The organism is Opitutales bacterium (genome assembly GCA_013215165.1).
Classification (GTDB): Bacteria; Verrucomicrobiota; Verrucomicrobiia; order Opitutales; family JABSRG01; genus JABSRG01.
On record JABSRG010000015.1, the window covers coordinates 1 to 17,532 of the forward strand.

Below are 17,532 nucleotides of genomic sequence, written 5' to 3' on the forward strand. Positions count from 1 at the left end.
CAATGCACGTCTGGTGCGCTATGCGGACGACTTCGTCGTAATGGCCCGGTACCAAGGGTCTCGCTTGGATGAATGGATAGCAGAGCGTTTGGAACGCTGGCTGGGCGTGAGTATTAATCGTGAGAAAACCTCCGTGGTGCGGCTTAAACAAGGCGAAAGCCTAGACTTCCTCGGGTTCACATTCCGTTATGATCGCGACCTGTACGGTCGCTCTCATGACTACCTCAATGTGTTCCCCTCCAAGAAGTCCCAAGCCAAAGCGCGTGCGGTGATCCGCGAGAAAACCGGACCGCGTATGTGTTACAAACCAACTCCCGCCGTTGTGAAAGATCTTAACACCTACCTCAAAGGCTGGTGCGGTTACTTCGAGTATGGTTATCCACGCAAAGCGTTCCGCGACCTCGGGCTCTACAGCCGCAATCGTATGGTAACTCATCTAAACCGCCGCAGTCAGCGCAAATACCACCGCCCTGGGGGTATGAGTCACTATCAGTATCTCCAAGACCTCGGCCTTTATCGGCCCTGACGATCGTTTACAGGAGAGCCGGATGCGGGAAATCCGCACGTCCGGTTCGATGAGGGGGAGCAACAAGTTGGCGAAAGCCGCTTGTTGCTCTCTACTCTACTGGTTGAAAAACTGAACCACAGATAACACAGATGGGCACAGATATTTAAAATGCATGTGTCTGGCTACCTTTTGATCGACGGTCGAAAGAGGGTCTTGACTCAGACGAGAGGACGCATTCTGTGAATGCATATAAATCGACATAAAAAACGCGGATGCTTTGGCACAGTGTCCCCACCTTCTTAATCGAGTAAACATGGGCTTCGTGAATGGGTGCGGATCGTCGAGTCGCTCGACTGATGGACGGCACTCACAGATACTTTCTATCAGTGTATATCCGTAAAATCTATGGTTAAAAAAAGTTAGAATTCCAATGGGGTGGCAGTGATAAATACTCACATGTTGGTGTGTGTTCAGCGGGATTGAACGCGATGAGCGCTAAGTCTCGTCACTCGCGATCAAACTTCGAAATGCTGCCTCATCGATGACCGGGACTCCGAGTTTCTCTGCCTTGGACAGTTTGGATCCAGCTTTCTCTCCAGCGAGCAGGTAGTCGGTTTTTTTGCTTACGCTACCTGATGTGCGACCCCCTGCCTGTTCTACGAGAGCGGTTGCTTCGTCACGGGAGAGACTGGGCAAGGTGCCTGTGATCACGACAGTTTTACCATCGAGTTGTAGGGTGCCCGAGTCTTCTCGCTCGGGCAGGGCGAGCTCGAGGCCGTGCTGGCGAAATCGCTCGATGAGCGCTTGGTTGGCTTCGTCTTTGAACCAGGTGTGCACGGATTCCGCGACGATGGCACCCACTCCGTCGACGGCTTCAAGGTCTTCAGCAGACGTTGCGCTGATGGCCGAAACAGAACGAAAGAAACGGACGAGATCTTTGGCCGATTGTGCTCCGATGTGGGGTATCGATAATCCGTGGATGAAGCGCCACAGCTCGCATTTCTTCGACTCTAAAATGGCCTCGATCATATTCTCAGCGCTTTTTTGCGCATAGCGTTCGAGGGGCTCGATGTCTTCCACTCGCAGCCGATAGAGATCGGATGCATCCTCGATTAGGCCTGCGTCAAAAAGCATGTTTACGGCGGCCTCCCCTACATGCTCGATGTCCATACATGGGCGGGAGGCGAAGTGGATGACCCGACGACGCAACATCTCGGGGGCATCAGCATCCTTCAGCCGCCATGCAGCTTCGCCGGGAATGCGCTCAGCATCGATGCCCCGCTCTTCAAGGAGCGCCTCGAACGAAAACGGTTGTGAGGCGCTATCGCGACGATCGGTGATAGCCCGGATCACTTGCGGTATGATCTCGCCGGCTTTTTCGATGACTACTGTGTCGCCGACACGAATATCTTTGCGCGCGATTTCATCTTCGTTGTGCAGCGTGGCTCGTGAAACCGTCGTTCCAGCTACGAGGACTGGTTTTAAATGAGCGACTGGCGTGAGTTTGCCGGTGCGTCCTATCTGAACATCGATTGCCTCAAGAAGGGTTTCCGCTTGCTCGGCGGCAAATTTGTAAGCGATGGCCCAGCGCGGGGCTTTGGCCGTGGCTCCCGCTTCTTTTTGCCAAGTCAGTGGATCTAGTTTGATGACGGCACCGTCGGTGGGATAAGCGAATTCAGCGCGGCGTTGGTCGAGGTGATGGATCGCTTCCCAAACCGACTCTATCCCCTCGGCTTGCTGGACCATCGGGCTGGTGGGAAAATTCCAGTTTGCAAGGCTTCGGTGTAAATCGCTCAACTTTATAAAAACAGCCGGTTCACAGGTGCCCATGCCGTAGGCGATCATATTGAGCGAGCGATTGCGTGCGTCGACGCGGTCGAGAAGCTTGACGGATCCTGCTGTCAAATTACGCGGGTTGGCATAGCGCGTTTTGCCGCTGGCGTCGCGCTCGGTATTGATCCGATTAAACTCTTCGTAAGTCATATAGATCTCCCCACGAATCTCGATAAATTCTGGAATTTCGCCGCCCGTGAGCACTTCTGGGAAGTCGATCATGAGGCGTGCGTTTTCTGTGATGTCATCTCCCTCGATTCCATTACCCCGGGTGACGGCGCGGGTGAATGTTCCGTTTTCGAAGGTGAGGCTGATGGCTACTCCATCGATTTTGGGTTCGATCACGTAGGGAAGTTTTTCGGTGTCTGGGAAGCGCTTGCGCAGGCGTTCGTCAAAGGCGAAGAGCTCTTCCTGGTTGTAGGTATTGTCCAAGCTCATCATCGGCACGCGGTGTGCCACGGTGGTAAAGGCATCGAGCCGGTCATCTCCGACTTGCTGGGCTGGAGAGGTCGATGCTTCGGAGTCGGGTAACAGTGCTTCGAGCTCGAGCAGCTCACGCTTCAGCGCATCATAGGCGAAGTCGGAGATTTCGGGCGCAGCGTTTCGAAAATAGCGTTCGTTATGGTAGGCGACTTGGACTTGGAGGTCGGAGAGGCGATTGCGTTGGGTCGGGGTCATGAGCGTCGAGGCCATTCGAGGAAGTTGCGATACAAGGGCCAGTAAGTGTAAACGAGGACGGCGGTCAATGCGCCGAGTGCGTCGGCTAGCCAATCGAGAACATCCATGGTTCGTCCAGGAACAAAGGCTTGGTGGATCTCATCAGTCAGGCCGAAGCAAGCGGTGATGCTCCATGCGGCGATCGCTGCCTTTTTTACGCTCATACGTGTGCGCAACCAGCGTAGCCAAGCGGTGGCGATAAGGCCGAATACTAAATAGTGGATCAGCTTATCTTGATGAGGGAACTCGAACGAGGTAACGCCGACCCCTGGAAAACTGGATAGCGCTGTGATTGCCAAACAGAGTGTGGTGCCCCAGAGCCAACCGCGGCGTCTTCGATTATTCGAGCGGGATTTGTCCTTTGTGCTTGGGCTGTCTTGTGGCGGTTCCAATGTATGAGCATGTCAGAATCTTTGGCCCAAGAAGTAAAGCGCGCGGCGCGCGTTTTATCCGACGATGTAGATGCGTTACGCTTTGGTGAGCCCACCGCCTATGTCTATAACCCGTTGGTCTATGCCCGAGCGGGTCATGAGCGCTATATCGATCTCAGCATTTCTGGTAAGAAGCGTGTTGTTTTTCTTGGCATGAATCCTGGGCCCTGGGGTATGTCTCAAACGGGAGTGCCGTTTGGAGAAGTCGCTCTTTCCCGGGATTGGATCGGGGTAAATGTGCCTATTCAAAAGCCCGAGCCGGAGCATCCCAAGCGTCCGATTGTGGGCTTTGCTTGCGAAAAATCTGAGGTCAGCGGTGCGCGCCTGTGGGGCTATTTTCGAGATAAATTTGGTCAGGCAGATGCGTTCTTCCGTGACCACTGGGTGGCGAATTATTGCCCCTTGGTTTTTATGGAGGCGAGTAGTCGTAATCGCACGCCAGATAAACTGCCTGTTGCGGAGAGTGCTCCTTTGTTCGAGGCCTGCGACCAACATTTGAGGCGATTGGTGGAGCTACTCGAGCCGGAGTGGTTAATTGGTGTCGGGGTGTTTGCTGAACAGCAGGCAAAGCGCGCTCTAGACGGTATGGATGTCCAGATTGGTCGGGTATTGCACCCGAGTCCTGCCAGTCCCGTGGCGAATCGCGGATGGGCCGAGGCGGCAGAAAAGCAGATTGGTGGGCTGTTGAATGCCTGAATATACCGTCGTTTAGACCATTTCTTTGAGCATCTGAGGCATACGATTGAGCGTGTGCTTGAGGGATGCGATGGAGAGGCGGGCTTCGGAATTATCTGTGCCGAAAAGGATGCGCCAGGCAGCCAAGCGAGTCCACTTAGACTCGGGAATGGTCCCAGTCTTCTCGATGTCGGGTATGCCCGATGCGCGCAACAGGACATCAGCGATGTGTACTGCAGCGGCATTCTTTGCATAGTTTGGAGCACGCGATGGCGTGTTGTGATAGCGCACGGTTTCGACGACTTCCTCAGAAAGATTATGTTTCTCTAAGTAATGGGCGCCGATCATAGCATGATCCCATCCCCCGAGTAACTCGCGTTCTCGTCGGCAGAAGGCGATGGGGCTCTCTGCTTCAAATCGAACGAGCTCACTGAATTCTTCTGGAAACACGTAGGCCATGACGATTTTGCCGACGTTGTGGACGAGGCCCATGATGTAGTCGGTATCGTCTTCGAAGGGGGTATTGGTCAGTGCCAGGATTTCCCGTGTAAGGATGGCCGTCCCAATGCTATGTTGCCAAAGGTGGTCCCACTGCACGTTGCCATACTTTTTATTCAGGTTATTGAGCTCTTCGATGACCGGCGTGGCTAAAGTCAGTTCGCGTATCTGTCGCAGGCCGAGGTAGAAGACGGCTTCCTCGATATTTGTGACTTTGCGTGAGAGGCCGAAAAAGACAGAGTTTACCAGGCGCAGGAGCCGGGCAGTCAGCGAAGGATCGCGGCGGATGATCTCCGATATCTGTGAGGTAACGGAGTCTTCAGCTGAAATCAGTTCTTTGAGAGCGGAGTTGATACTGCTCAACGACGCCAGGCGGGGACAGTTGCCAATGCGGGCAACGATCTCTTCGTCCGTCCAGGGCTCTCGTGTGGTGGGCATGCTCAAAAAGTCGGCAGGAAGCTGAGCCAGTTGATTTTTTTGAAGATTCGTTGGGACGCGACGAGCGAGCGCTTGGGTTACTTCAATTGCAATTCGCACCAAAAAACAGAGGCTTCGCGATGCCGCGAAGCCTCTGTCTGTGAAGAGTTTGATATATGAGGGCTAGGCGACGGGTGCAGCCTTCGCATCTTCTAAGGAGCTGTGCATGACCCAGTCTTTGGACTCGGCGTAGCTCTTACATTCCTCGATGACTTTCTCGCTACCAGCCATAGAGAGTGAGAGTCCCAGGTCTTTACATAAATCGTTACCCATGATGAGGAGCTTCAGTCCTCCAGTGTCTAATGCATTTAGTTCGGTGGCATCAATCACTACCTTGGTCAGTCCAGCATCGACCGCTTCGGACACCTGCGGCTTGAGATAGCCGGTGATCTCGTTTTGTCGGTTGGGCGTGAGATCCGCGGGTAGTTGAAGAATAAAGAAATCACCTTCACGGAAAAAGTAGCGTTTGGAAGTATCGAGGTTGATCGCTTTGGCAAGTTTGTTACCCAATTCGTCGAAGTCGATGGGCTTGGTGACGATAGCGGAAAAGCCGCTCTGTGTCGCTTGTTGCTGTAAGTGTGTTTCGCTTTTCACGACTAGACCGAAAATAGGAATATATTTCGTCTTCATGTTTGATCGCAAGATGCGGAAGAGCGTGAATGCTGATTCTTCCGGGAGCGATAAGCTGATCATGATGGCGTCGGGCTTGTTATTCTGACAATAGTCAATGGCTTCACCCGTCGTTTTGACACCTGCTACCTTCCAATTTGCTCCGCCGAGTCCCTGAGATACTTGATCGATAATCGCAGGCTTGTCGTCAACAACGAGAATGAAGCAGTTGTCATCGATACCTTTCTGTTTCGTCTGCTTTTCTTCCTTTGGACGTAGGTCAATCACCCGACCCACTTTGTCGATAAGCGACTCTTCTTTAAAAGGTTTCACGACATAATCGCGGATGCCGATCTTGGCGATCTTCATGACGTTTTCGCGTCCCGCCTCGGCAGTGAGCATGATCACTGGGATGCCTTTCAGGTCCGGGTCTGCTTTGAGCTTGGTCAGCATCTCTACGCCATCCATGACGGGCATGGTTACGTCGAGAAGAATAAGATCTGGCTTTTCCTTGGCGGCGGCGGCGAGGCCTTCTACTCCGTTAGCAGCTTCTACAATGTTTACGTCGAAGGTCTTGAAGGCCTTCTTCACAATCATCCGAACGGCCTTGGAATCGTCTACGGTAAGTACTTTGAGTCCCATGATGGTTGTATGTTAATTATTCAGCAGGTTTCATGAGGAGATCGCAGGTGAGCGTGTCTCCCATAGCTTTGAATGTGAAAATGCGGCGCATGACTTCAGAAGTGGTCTCCACCGAGAATTGTTTTCCGCGCAGGATGGATGGAATGGTAAGGCGGCAGTTGTAACCCTCATCGCAGAGTCCGTTTTTGAAGGTGCCGGCGATCATGTTGGCCATTTCGCCCAGAGCGTCGTTGACTGTTTCGTCAGGCTCCTCGTCAAGCTCGTCGGGTTCTAGGCCGAGAAATTGGCAGGTGACATCGCGTGCAAGGTGGTCACGCATGTAGAGGTAGAGCACGCCATTTAGGTTACCTATAAAACCGACCATACTGACGACCACCGAGTCAGCGAGGCCGTCGTCCTCCTCGTTACCACTCGATCCAGGTTCTATTGTGTGTGCTTCTTGAAAACTAACGATGCTGCCCGGGAGCATGGTATCGAAGAACTTGTCGACGGCATTGTCTATCATGCGGTCGAGATTCTCTGCTGAGAAGGGAACGGTTGTATCCATACGCTTTTGTAAATTCGGGTTGTGTTCTCAAGGCTCAGGCTCTCTTTCGATCCGGCCTTGGGGATGGTGGTAAAGTCGTCGCGCGGTGTGTGTTTCTTGATGATAACTTTGAATCACGTGAGAATTTTTCAAAACTCGGGCGCGGAGACTGGTCGTTTGGGTAAGAGGCTTCCCTTCACTTCATCGATGGCAGCATGTGCTTCGAGGATGAGTTCTTGGATATCGAGTTCGGAGAGGTTGAGTGCGGTGATTGCATCGTCCTCGCCGAAAACTGCCCAAGCGTCTTTCCCGTAGTTCATACCGATTGCAGCAACCAAGTAGTTTGCTAGGTAGATCATGAGTGCATATCTCTCATGTTTATCTGCTTTGCTCGGCTCATATTGGTGAGCTACTGGATGGTAGATGTTTTCGGGAAAGTTCCATGCCTGGAGGAGTTCGCCTGCAAGTTCTGCATGAGTGAATCCGAGCACTTGGCGCTCAGCATCCATGAGGGTGACGCCATGTTTGTTCTCGTAGTCGTAAACTTGTGCGTACCCGCCTTCGATTTTCTCGTCGATGACGAGCTTCCCGACGCTGTGAAGTAGGCCAATGGTGTAGGCGATGTCATGCTCTTCTCCCAGTCGTTTGGAAAGGCTTTCCATGATGATGCCTGTTGCGACCGAGTTTTCCCAAAGTTCGCCATCGTCGATAGCGTATTGCTCCACGGGTTTGTTGAGAGACTCTTTGCCACAAACGATGGCTACTATTTTATAGACTTCTCTTTGCCCTAAACGATTAACAGCGGCTTCGAGACTTCCGGTGGTGAGACCATAGTAGCCAGAGTTACTAATTTTCAGCACTTGTGCTGAGAGTGACGCGTCGAGCTTGATCAGCGCGATAATGTCGTCGAGCGTGGCGTTGTCGTCGCGTAGAAGGTCCATCAGCTGCGGTAAGATTTGCAGCGCAGGCGAAATGGAATCTATGTCTTTGATGAGCTCAGCAACTTTCATAGCAGGCTAAACTTTTTGTTAGCGGTTGGTGTTTTCATTTTCACAGTGCCATCCTTCATATTGAGGTGGACGGTTCGATTATTCAGACCGCCGAGGTCTTGGATCTGGGCTTTTAGATTCACTTTGCCCAGGTAAGCATGGATGGCCTCCTGGTTGCGGGATCCTATTTTAAAAAAGTCGCTTTTCCCAATTACAGATGCGCCCCCGGCGATCATGATTTTCATGTTCACGAGTTTCGACCGCATGGATTCGAATTCACTGAGAAAGGCTTTCATGCCGACGTCGCAGAACATAGAAGGGCGGGACTGTGCTTTCTCAGAAGACAGCGTCGAGTCTGGCAGCATGAAATGGAGGATGCCACCGACTTCAGCGATCGGGTCGTATGCGATGACTCCGATGCATGAGCCGAGTGCATAGGTGCTGATGACCTGGCTCGTGTTATTGGAAACAGCCATGTCGCCGACTCCAACGACGATGTGCTCAGTGAAAATGCCTAGTAGGGTAGGTGCTCCGGCCACGGTTTATAAAGATTTTTGATGGGTTAAGCCCGGGAGAAGGGCGGTACTGTGAATGCGGGCGATGATGAGTGATTCGCAGGTGAGGCGAAGGGTGGAGGGGACAGCCGCTTGTTGTGATGCAGATGGTCTTGGATATCCCGGATAAGTTCGATGTGAACGTAGGCAGCCGACTGAGGCCGAAATTTGAGGGAGTGCCCGTAGTTGTCCGTGACCGTGTAGGTCGGCATGCTATGGGCGCTGTCGAATGTTTCTTGAATACTCCACTCTCCGACAGATAGAGGCTTCAGATCGCCAGTAAGATTTAGATGTTTCGAGACGATCTCCATCTTGAGGGTTTGCTCGATCTCGAGGAGCTTTGCATGCCCGATGTCGGGACGGGTTTGTAGAATTTCCTGCAGCGTATGTGCACTCTCGATCTTTTTGCTTTCAAGGATGCCCGCGAATGGCGATGCCTCTGGTGAATCGGATACTGATGCAGCGCTCTTCGTTACATTATCGAGCATACTACGCCCGATGTTTGTTAACATGCCTGCTAAAATGCCTTGTATCATCAGTTCAGAAGCTTTCCACTGAATCAAAGATTTCTTCGAGAATGACTCGGTCGATATCGAGGATGGATACGAGCTTATCTCTTATTTTGGCGAGTGCCATGACGTGGTCCGTGGTGTGAGTCGATCCGATGCCGGGATCTTCTTCGACGGCGTCTTCGGCGATAAAGGTTACTTCGTCGACAGCATCGACGATGAGTCCGGCTGAGGTCGCTCCTTGTTCAGGGTGAGCCACTTCGACGACGATGACACAGGTGCGTTCTGTCGTGCTCTCGTCTCCGAGCTGAAATTTGAGCCGCATGTCTACGACGGGAATCACCTTACCCCGTAAATTCATGACGCCCTTGATGTAGTGTGGTTTATCAGGGACTGGCGTAACGGGCTGGACTTGTATGATCTCCAGGACCTGTTCGACGCATATAGCGTAAGTCTCTTCTGCGAGCTGGAAGCTCAGATACTTCTCGGGCCTGAATTTGGCGCTCGGTGATTGGGGACGTTCTGCTACAGCACTCATACAAAAAGGTTCTCGTGCTAGTAAGTCGCGGGGATGTCAGATATCTTTACCGAGATTTCGAAATTACGAAGATAGTTTCCCTATCGAGCGTCTGTGGCTTTGGTTTTTTCGGGTGATTCGAGCCCAAAAATAGGATTTAACGTGCACGTCCCTCAACTTACGGCGTTGGCTGTTCCGTGCGCTCTTTATCTAGCTCGAAGCAACGTAGGCGGGCTCGGTCAGACGTGCGGGCTCTAACTCTCCGGACACAAAAGCAGCGATGCGGTCGAGGATGAATTTTTTCCAAAGCGGCTGTTCGTTGAGACAAGGAATGAAAGTAAAAGATTCTCCACCGTTCTCCAAAAAAATCTCACGTCCTTCTCCTGAAATTTCCTCAAGCGTCTCTAAGCAATCCGCAGTGAAAGCAGGGCAGAGGATGGCTACCTTTTTCACCCCTTGATCGGGTAAGGCCTCGAGTGTTTTGTCTGTATAGGGTTGCAACCAGGGTTCACGCCCCAGACGCGACTGGAAAGTGATCATGTATTTCTCGCGAGGAAGCTCTAGAGCGGCGACTACCTTCTCAGTAGTCATAGCGCATTGGTGTCGGTAACAGGTGGCATGGGCCGGATTGCACACATTGCAGCAGTCGGGGGTTTGCATGCAGTGGTTGTGCGATGGATCTCCTTTGACCAAGTGGCGCTGGGGTATGCCGTGGTATGAGAAGATAAGGCGGTCGTAGTCTGCTTCTAAATATGGGCGTATGTTTTCGACTAAGGCCTCTATGTATTGCGGGTCTTGATAATAGGGCTGAAGCAGCGTGGTTTTCATTTCCGGCTTCAGCTCTCGAATCTGATCCATCACGTGGACAACCGCTGTCTCGTAGCTCGACATAGCATAGTGTGGATACATCGGCATGATGTAGAGGTCGTCCACTCCCATATCGACGAGCCTTTGAACAGCATCCGGTGTTGATGGGTTGCCGTATCGCATGGCCAGCTCAACGGGGATATCGACTTGTGCAGCGATGTCGTCGCGTAATTTTCGGCTGATGACGATGAGTGGGGATCCTTCGTCGGTCCAAATTTCTTTGTAAGCCTCAGCTGAAGTCTTGGGGCGAAAGGGGAGGATGAAGGCGTTGACGACAAGTTTGCGTATAGGTTCGGGTGCATCGAGCACGCGGCCGTCGAGTAGGAATTCTTTAAGATATTTGCGGACATCGGCTATCTCTGTTGAATCTGGAGAGCCGAGGTTGAGCATGATGATGCCTTTCATGGTCGCACAATAAAGGAGGCTTGTTGGATCGATCAAATCGCCGGAGATGAAAGGCGTAACTCAGGCGTAGGTATGCACGCTGCCACCATCTTTTACCGTGACGTGATTTGCCCGGTCCTCGCGCGCGCTTGCTTCGGTGTAGCCGACGACTTGGGCTGCGATATCAAACGATTGGGCCGCTGCGATGACTGCGTCTGTGGCGTCGGGCAAACAATATATCTCCAAGCGGTGTCCCATGTTGTAGACTTGATACATTTCTTTCCAACTCGTTCCGCTGGCGGCTTGGATCGTTTTGAAGAGGGGCGGCGTCGAGAAGAGGTTATCTTTTACAAAATGAACCTGGGAGCCGAAGCGGATGCATTTCGTTTGTCCGCCACCCGAGCAGTGGACGAGGCCTTTGACTGAGGGGCGCAATTCGGCGAGTAGCTGTTTAACGACGGGAGCGTAGGTTCGGGTGGGGCTCAGGAGGGCTTGCCCGACGGTCTGAGTAGAATCAGGCAAGGGGTCGTTTAGACTATGTGGGCCACAGTAGACAAATTCCGAATCGGTATTGGGGTCCCAAGTCTCCGGGTAAGTCTCTCGGTAATAACCATTCAGTAAATCGTGACGTGCACTCGTGAGACCGTTACTGCCAATGCCACTATTTTCAGAGTCTTCATAGCTGGCCTGCCCACCAGACGCCAAGCCGACGATAGCTAAACCGGGACGAATTTCGTCATTATCGACGACTTTGTCACGATCAAGGATGCAGACTGCGCAGGAGTCGACTGTGACCGTTCCAGTCAAATCGCCCACATCAGCAGTTTCTCCGCCTCCACTATGAATACCCACACCGAGGTCGCGCATTTTCTGGAGGAATGCTTCATTGCCTTCGATCAAAGCGGCAAGGGCCTCGCCGGGGAAATTCCGCGCATTTCGGTTAACTGTGCTCGAAAAAAGGATGTTATCCACAGCACCTGCACAAATCAGGTCATCAAGATTCATCACGATGCTATCTTGAGCGATGCCGGCAAACGCTGAAGGGTCGCCAGTTTCTCGATAGTGCAGGTAAGCTAATATCGATTTAGTTCCTGAACCGTCCGCGTGGATGATATTCGCTTTTTCAGGAGAGCCGGTAAGATAGTCGGCGGTAACTTTACAAAAAGCACCGGGGACCAAGCCACGATCCATGGAATCTACGACAGCGTGAACCTCTTCCTTGGTTGCTGAAACTCCGCGGCTGCTATAACGGCTGGATGTAGAAACTGGCATGGTATGGGTGAGTGTGCGGGTTTTAGACTTTTCCAATTGGAATTGGCTGGGCCGGTTTTTGGGTTTTGAAGATCTTGTCCGACGATGTCGAAGGTGAAATTCGTGGACTTAACACCATGCCTTCATCACACCCCGCGAATTTGAGATTTTCAAAAGCCTGAATGAAGATCGAGCAGTCGGAGGTCGAATACTATACCGTCTGTTCAATTTCCCAGTGTTTCCGTGGAACCCAATTCTAAGACCAAACACCCAGCACATTCCGACCGTATTGACGGGGCGTGGCTAGTCGACGCCGCGGGCTCCGTGCTCAGTTCGTCTGCCGAAACAGCAGGGCGCTGGGATGGGTTAGAATCTGCAACTTCGATCGAGCAGTTGGGTCGAGCATTGGGTAATAGTTGGGAAAAAGCTGTGCGCCACTTCATGGGAGCGGAGGCTGCCGCGGGAGAAAAGAAGCTATGTGATATTTGTCTTTCTGGCCTCGATATGCGCTGGGTATTCCGGCGCATGTCTCAAGGAAATGCCTTTGACACGAGTTACTTGCTGGAGGTCACCAGCGTATTAGCCGTGGAAGGCAATGCACTGAGCCTATCCGGAAATGCTCAGCGTATAGCTCAGTCGCTGAGTGACTACCCTGATGTCATCATACTGCTCGATCCGAATGGAAATTACATCGATGTCATCACGTCGGAGTATTCGCAGTTGGTGGTAGATTTGGAACAGTTCGAGGGAAAGAGCATTCATGACATCCTACCTCCACTGCAGGCGGGACAACTTCAGCAAGCTATCGATCAGACTTTGAGCACCGGAGAGGTCCAGATACTCGAGTATTTTTTGACGATCAAAGGTGAGCGCAAATGGTTTGAAGGGCGTACTTCGTTGATCCGGGATCAAGGTGTCCGACAGATTGTTTTGGTTTCCAGAGAGATAAGTCAGCGCAAGCAAAAAGAGAGTATATACTCCAAGAAGATCGAGCGCTTTGATGAGTTTTTCGAGCTGGCGCCAAGTATTCTCGCTGTGTGTAAGAAGAACGGTCGTATCATTAAGGCCAACAGCACGTTTTCTTCAGTTACAGGATTCACACTGGCGGAGCTCCAGGAACGCCGTCTGCGTGACTTGGCGCATGAGGAAGATCGGCGACAGATCGCAAGTGTGTTGCGCTACACAAGGCAGCGTCAGGTAAAGGAGCCACTTAATTGCGAATTCCGTATCCTTACCTCTTGGGGTGAGGTGCGAGTCGTTCATTGGAATATCCGTGTTGAGCCGAAAAAGGGCCTCGTCTATATTGCCGGACAGGACACGATTCAAGAACGCGAGACGAGCCTAAAAATCCAAGAGAGCGAATCGATGTTTCGTGCTCTGGGCGAGCATGCTACAGATGGTTTCTGGAATTGGGACTTGCTGAAGGATGAGGTATTTTTGAGCCCCGGTTTGAAGCGCCTTCTAGGGTATGAGGACGATGAGTTAGCAAATACGATAGAGGCGTGGAAGGGATTGGTGGCTCCTGCTGATCTGAGATCCCTCAACAAGGCGCTGGATAACCATTTTGTGCTGGGTGTGCCCTTCGCGCACACCACTCGTTTCCGTCATCGGGATGGCAGTCTTCTCTGGATACTCTGCCGAGGCCAGGCTTTCACGGATCAGTCGGGACGGTTTAGTAGGATGGTGGGCACTCATACAAACATCACCAGTGCCAAGGCGGCTCAGGAGCAATTAGCGCAACAGGTCGACTACCTTAACCTGGCACAGAGGGCTGCAGGAATGGGAATTTGGCAGTGGGATATCATTGCCAATAAACTTGAATTTGACGATTTAGTCTTGGAGTTGTGGGGGCGGACGCGCGAAGAGTTTGAGGCAGATCCAGAAGCGCTGATGAGTTGGATTCATCCGGATGATCGCGAGATGGTCCGAGATCGGACTTACGAGGCGGTTTCTAAGCGTAAGCGATATCGGTCGCAATTTCGCATCATCCATCCTGAGAAGGAGCTCTGCGTCATCGATGCTTATGGTGAGGTATATTATGATGATAATGGCCTACCTCTCCGACTGATCGGAGTAAATATGGACGTTACCATCGCAGTTAAGGCTCAGGCCCGAGCTGAATCGCTCAATGACGATTTGGAAGCGGCGCTGACTCAAGCTAATCAAGCCGCCCTCGAAGCCGAATTGGCAAACCAGGCCAAGAGTACCTTCTTGGCTTCGATGAGCCACGAGATCCGCACACCGCTGAATGCGGTGATTGGGATGTCCAGTCTACTGCGCGACACTGAGCTTTCGGAGACTCAGCGAGACTATCTAGATACCGTGGTAAGTAGTGGTGATGCCTTGCTCTCACTCATTAATGACATCCTCGATTACTCGAAAATTGAGGCAGGTAAGGTCGAATTGGAATCGGTTGAGTTTCCTCTGCTCAAATGCCTAGATGAGGCGGTTTCGATCATCTCTGAAAAAGCGAGTCAGCGGTCCTTGGAATTGGTCACACAGGTGTCTCCAGATATCCCAACACAGGCTTTGGGAGATGTGACTCGAATCCGGCAAATCTTAGTCAACCTTCTGGGGAATGCCGTCAAGTTTACGGAGGACGGTCACGTGTTGCTGCGTGTAGACATGGCGAGTTCTGATTCAGCCGAAGTCATCGAAGTGAGATTCTCAGTTGAAGATAGCGGAATTGGTATTTCGCCCGAGCAGCAGGAATTACTTTTCGAATCTTTCACTCAAGCGGATAGTTCTACGACGCGTAAGTTTGGGGGTACTGGTCTGGGCTTAGCGATATCGAAACGCCTTGCAGAAATGATGGGCGCATCGATGTTTGTTGCTAGCGAACAAGGGGTAGGTAGTACTTTTTCTTTAACAGTTCCCCTTAAACGGGCTGTTACGCCTCCGTCGGTAGAGCTTCCTGGTTGCTTCGTTTACTACCATGGGATCGAGGGACGTCTGCGGACATCGCTCAGTTTAATGTTGGAGCGTTCGATGCGTGTAGTTGAAGAAAACTTGGAGCCCGAGGAGCCGCTGTCTAAGGATATGCGGCATATCTGCTTCGTGGATTTGGACCGCCAGGGAGAAACGGAGATCGAGGTAGCGAAAATCCAGTGTCTACGTGCGCAAGGGCTGAAAATCGTGGGCGTGGGCGAACACCCTGAACTGTGGCCACGAGGGTTATTTGATTTTCTAGTTCGCAAGCCTCTTTTGGTCGCAGTCTTCCTTCAAAGGCTCAGAGAGCATTTCGCTACAGTAACGGATGACTTAGAAGATGGGGCTCCGATGGCTACAGTTCTCGACAAGAGTTTCGCCCGCTCCTTTCCCCTGCGCATCCTCATGGCTGAAGACAATAAGGTGAACCAGAAGGTTGGCACGCTGATGCTCGCAAAGTTGGGTTATCCAGTCGAGGTGGTGAATGACGGTAGTGAAGCGCTTAGTAGAGTAATGGAAGAGGATTTCGACATCGTGCTGATGGATATACAGATGCCTGAGATGGATGGTTTTGAAGCGACCAGCCATATCCTTCGTGAAAAGGGAGATAATGCGCCATACATCAGTGCTCTTACAGCAAATGCGATGCAGGAAGACTACGAACGCGTGCGTCGTTCGGGCATGCGAGGGTTTCTAACAAAGCCACTCAGGCTTGAGTCGATGGCTGAGGTCTTGAAAGAGGCACATGATTTTGTTGAGGAACGCTGCCGAACCTCGCGCTAGAGTCGTTCACCAGCCTTGCCAAGATTAGCGAGCTGTCTATCCTGACGGCTCATCATTATGGGTCAGTCCATAAAGAAAAAGCCTGTCTATGCTTTGGGCAGTCTCCTAGAGAACTACCTGAAAACTTACGGTCGAGCTGTGACAGTTCCGGTCACTTACGAGCGGCTATCATCTTTTCATGTAGCAGCTCCACTGTATGATGAGCATGGTGAGGATACTTACTGGCAGTCTGTTGCCTATACTCCGGAGGAACAGTCGCATCTCTACCGTGATCTTTGTGAAATTTATTCGATCCTGAAGACGGGGCGTTCGAGCAAGTGGATGTCCCACCTCTATGTCGACCGGATCGACTACTGCACTTTCGGCAATTCGAAGCCATTTCGCATACGGGTCGTCAATTCCCATAATGACAACCAGGACTACTATTACGTTAAAAAGGCGGATGCCTCCCGCGTCTACGGTCTCGAAATAGAACATCTTCTTTCGCCGTATCGAATTCACTACCTAACCCATGGAAACACGCTCATCGAGGAGCATATCGTCGGTGTGCCGGGTGACGTATTTATTCGTGATTGGTTAGATGGGCCTCACGTAAACGGGGTCAGGCTGGCGAAGGAATTGGTCAAGTTTAACGAGCGCTGTTTTATCCAGCTTTTGGGCGACATGCGGAGCTATAATTTCGTGGTAAACGTGACGCCTGATATCGAGGAGTCTCAGATACGTATCCGAGCCATGGACTTTGATCAGCAGAGCTACCAAGGCCGGAAAAATTTTTATCTACCGCAGTTCTTCCGAGAGAATGCATCGCTCCTGAAGCACTGTATGGATATGATCGACGTCACTACGGTCTACCAATACCGAGTTGAAGAGCTCGCTATGATGCAACGACGAATCGAGCTGGTGGATGAGCGCCTAGAGGATCTCTTGATCGCTATGCGCTCAGCGGATCTGGCTCCTAAAGAGCACGTGCTCACCCTCCGAGACTCGCTTGCTGAACACTATGAGGAAGCGGCTTTTCTACGGGCCAATTCCATGGGAGACCTGGTCACTGAGAGCATCTCTATGATACAGGAGCAGCTCCGGTCTGTTGAGGATGAGAATTTACTCATTCCCTACGGCGACCTCTAGTGGCCATTACATACTCAGAGCATGTAAAGAATTAGCGATACAACTTGAAAGATAGAGGAGCATGTCCAGTCTTCTAAGTCTTAACTCTCGATATTAAAATGAGCATCTTAGTCAACAAGACCGCACCCGATTTCACCGCAGCCGCCGTCATGGGCGATGGCTCCATCAACGAGTCTTTCAAGCTTTCAGATCTTAAGGGCAAGCATATCGCGCTTTTCTTCTGGCCCCTTGATTTTACTTTTGTCTGCCCTACCGAGATCATCGCTCACGACAAAAAATTCCAAGAATTTCAGGAGCGCGGAGTTGAGGTGGTTGGCGTCTCGATTGACTCGCAGTTCACTCACTTCGCTTGGCGCAATACTCCCATCAACGAAGGAGGCATTGGTCCTGTGCGCTTCCCCATTGTTGCTGACGTGAAACACGAAATTTGCCAGGCATACGGTGTAGAGCACGAGGCAGGGGTCGCTTTCCGAGCTACTTTCCTGATCGATAAGGATTTCACGATCCAACATCAGGTGGTGAATAATCTTCCCCTCGGTCGCTCGGTCGATGAGCTCGTCCGCCTGGTCGATGCGCTCAAACATGTTGAGGAGTTCGGTGAGGTGTGTCCTGCCGATTGGAAGCCAGGTGAAAGCGCTATGACGCCGACTGCCGATGGCGTGAAAGCCTACCTTTCGGCGAGTGTGTAGCGTCTCATTCTACCTTT

General features: G+C 51.8%; 16 protein-coding genes. 5 read left to right on the top strand and 11 right to left on the bottom strand.

What is annotated here, in order from left to right; genetic code table 11:
* On the top strand, positions 1–526 hold a 526-nt coding region (locus HRU10_04650), incomplete at its 5' end, for a group II intron reverse transcriptase/maturase (GenBank protein NRA26520.1).
* Between the two features lie 477 nt (positions 527–1,003).
* Here HRU10_04650 and ligA read toward each other — a convergent pair.
* Both ligA and HRU10_04660 read right to left on the bottom strand, forming a co-directional pair.
* Positions 1,004–3,019 (bottom strand): NAD-dependent DNA ligase LigA, encoded by a 2,016-nt coding sequence (ligA, locus tag HRU10_04655; GenBank protein NRA26521.1) that lies wholly within the window; start codon positions 3,017–3,019, stop codon positions 1,004–1,006.
* Positions 3,016–3,357 carry a VanZ family protein gene (locus tag HRU10_04660; GenBank protein ID NRA26522.1) on the bottom strand — a complete coding sequence of 114 codons (342 nt, stop codon included), beginning with the start codon at positions 3,355–3,357 and terminating at the stop codon, positions 3,016–3,018. The genes ligA and HRU10_04660 overlap by 4 nt, the downstream gene beginning before the upstream one ends.
* A 102-nt stretch (positions 3,358–3,459) precedes the next feature.
* On the opposite strand from HRU10_04660, the gene HRU10_04665 reads away from it, so the two are divergent.
* Positions 3,460–4,185, top strand: coding sequence for a single-stranded DNA-binding protein (locus HRU10_04665; GenBank protein ID NRA26523.1), 726 nt, complete (start codon positions 3,460–3,462; stop codon positions 4,183–4,185).
* Positions 4,186–4,197: 12 nt separating this feature from the next.
* On the opposite strand, the gene HRU10_04670 is transcribed toward HRU10_04665, so the two are convergent.
* From HRU10_04670 to HRU10_04710, 9 genes are all read right to left on the bottom strand, one after another.
* Entirely contained in the window at positions 4,198–5,100 is a 903-nt protein-coding gene (locus tag HRU10_04670; protein ID NRA26524.1) for an HDOD domain-containing protein, read from the bottom strand.
* A gap of 162 nt (positions 5,101–5,262) precedes the next feature.
* A complete protein-coding gene (locus HRU10_04675) occupies positions 5,263–6,390 on the bottom strand; it encodes a response regulator (protein NRA26525.1) in 1,128 nt (375 codons plus the stop codon).
* A 16-nt stretch (positions 6,391–6,406) separates the two neighbouring features.
* Complete coding sequence (locus HRU10_04680) at positions 6,407–6,937, bottom strand: chemotaxis protein CheX (protein NRA26526.1); 531 nt, start codon at positions 6,935–6,937, stop codon at positions 6,407–6,409.
* A gap of 128 nt (positions 6,938–7,065) precedes the next feature.
* Entirely contained in the window at positions 7,066–7,926 is an 861-nt protein-coding gene (locus tag HRU10_04685) for an HDOD domain-containing protein (GenBank protein NRA26527.1), read from the bottom strand.
* On the bottom strand, positions 7,923–8,444 hold the full coding sequence (locus HRU10_04690) for a chemotaxis protein CheD (GenBank protein ID NRA26528.1): 522 nt from the start codon (positions 8,442–8,444) through the stop codon (positions 7,923–7,925). Before HRU10_04690 ends, HRU10_04685 begins: the two co-directional genes overlap by 4 nt.
* A gap of 23 nt (positions 8,445–8,467) precedes the next feature.
* Positions 8,468–8,971, bottom strand: a complete 504-nt coding sequence (locus HRU10_04695) for a hypothetical protein (GenBank protein NRA26529.1) — start codon at positions 8,969–8,971, stop codon at positions 8,468–8,470.
* Between the two features lie 28 nt (positions 8,972–8,999).
* Positions 9,000–9,506, bottom strand: a complete 507-nt coding sequence (locus tag HRU10_04700) for a purine-binding chemotaxis protein CheW (GenBank protein ID NRA26530.1) — start codon at positions 9,504–9,506, stop codon at positions 9,000–9,002.
* Between the two features lie 189 nt (positions 9,507–9,695).
* Complete coding sequence (gene hemH, locus HRU10_04705; GenBank protein NRA26531.1) at positions 9,696–10,757, bottom strand: ferrochelatase; 1,062 nt, start codon at positions 10,755–10,757, stop codon at positions 9,696–9,698.
* Positions 10,758–10,817: 60 nt separating this feature from the next.
* Entirely contained in the window at positions 10,818–12,008 is a 1,191-nt protein-coding gene (locus HRU10_04710) for a phosphoribosylformylglycinamidine cyclo-ligase (protein NRA26532.1), read from the bottom strand.
* A 222-nt stretch (positions 12,009–12,230) separates the two neighbouring features.
* On the opposite strand from HRU10_04710, the gene HRU10_04715 reads away from it, so the two are divergent.
* From HRU10_04715 to HRU10_04725, 3 genes are all read left to right on the top strand, one after another.
* Positions 12,231–15,698, top strand: coding sequence for a PAS domain-containing protein (locus HRU10_04715; protein NRA26533.1), 3,468 nt, complete (start codon positions 12,231–12,233; stop codon positions 15,696–15,698).
* A gap of 57 nt (positions 15,699–15,755) precedes the next feature.
* Positions 15,756–16,826, top strand: a complete 1,071-nt coding sequence (locus HRU10_04720; protein NRA26534.1) for a hypothetical protein — start codon at positions 15,756–15,758, stop codon at positions 16,824–16,826.
* Between the two features lie 98 nt (positions 16,827–16,924).
* A complete protein-coding gene (locus tag HRU10_04725) occupies positions 16,925–17,515 on the top strand; it encodes a peroxiredoxin (protein ID NRA26535.1) in 591 nt (196 codons plus the stop codon).
* Positions 17,516–17,532: the final 17 nt, after the last annotated feature.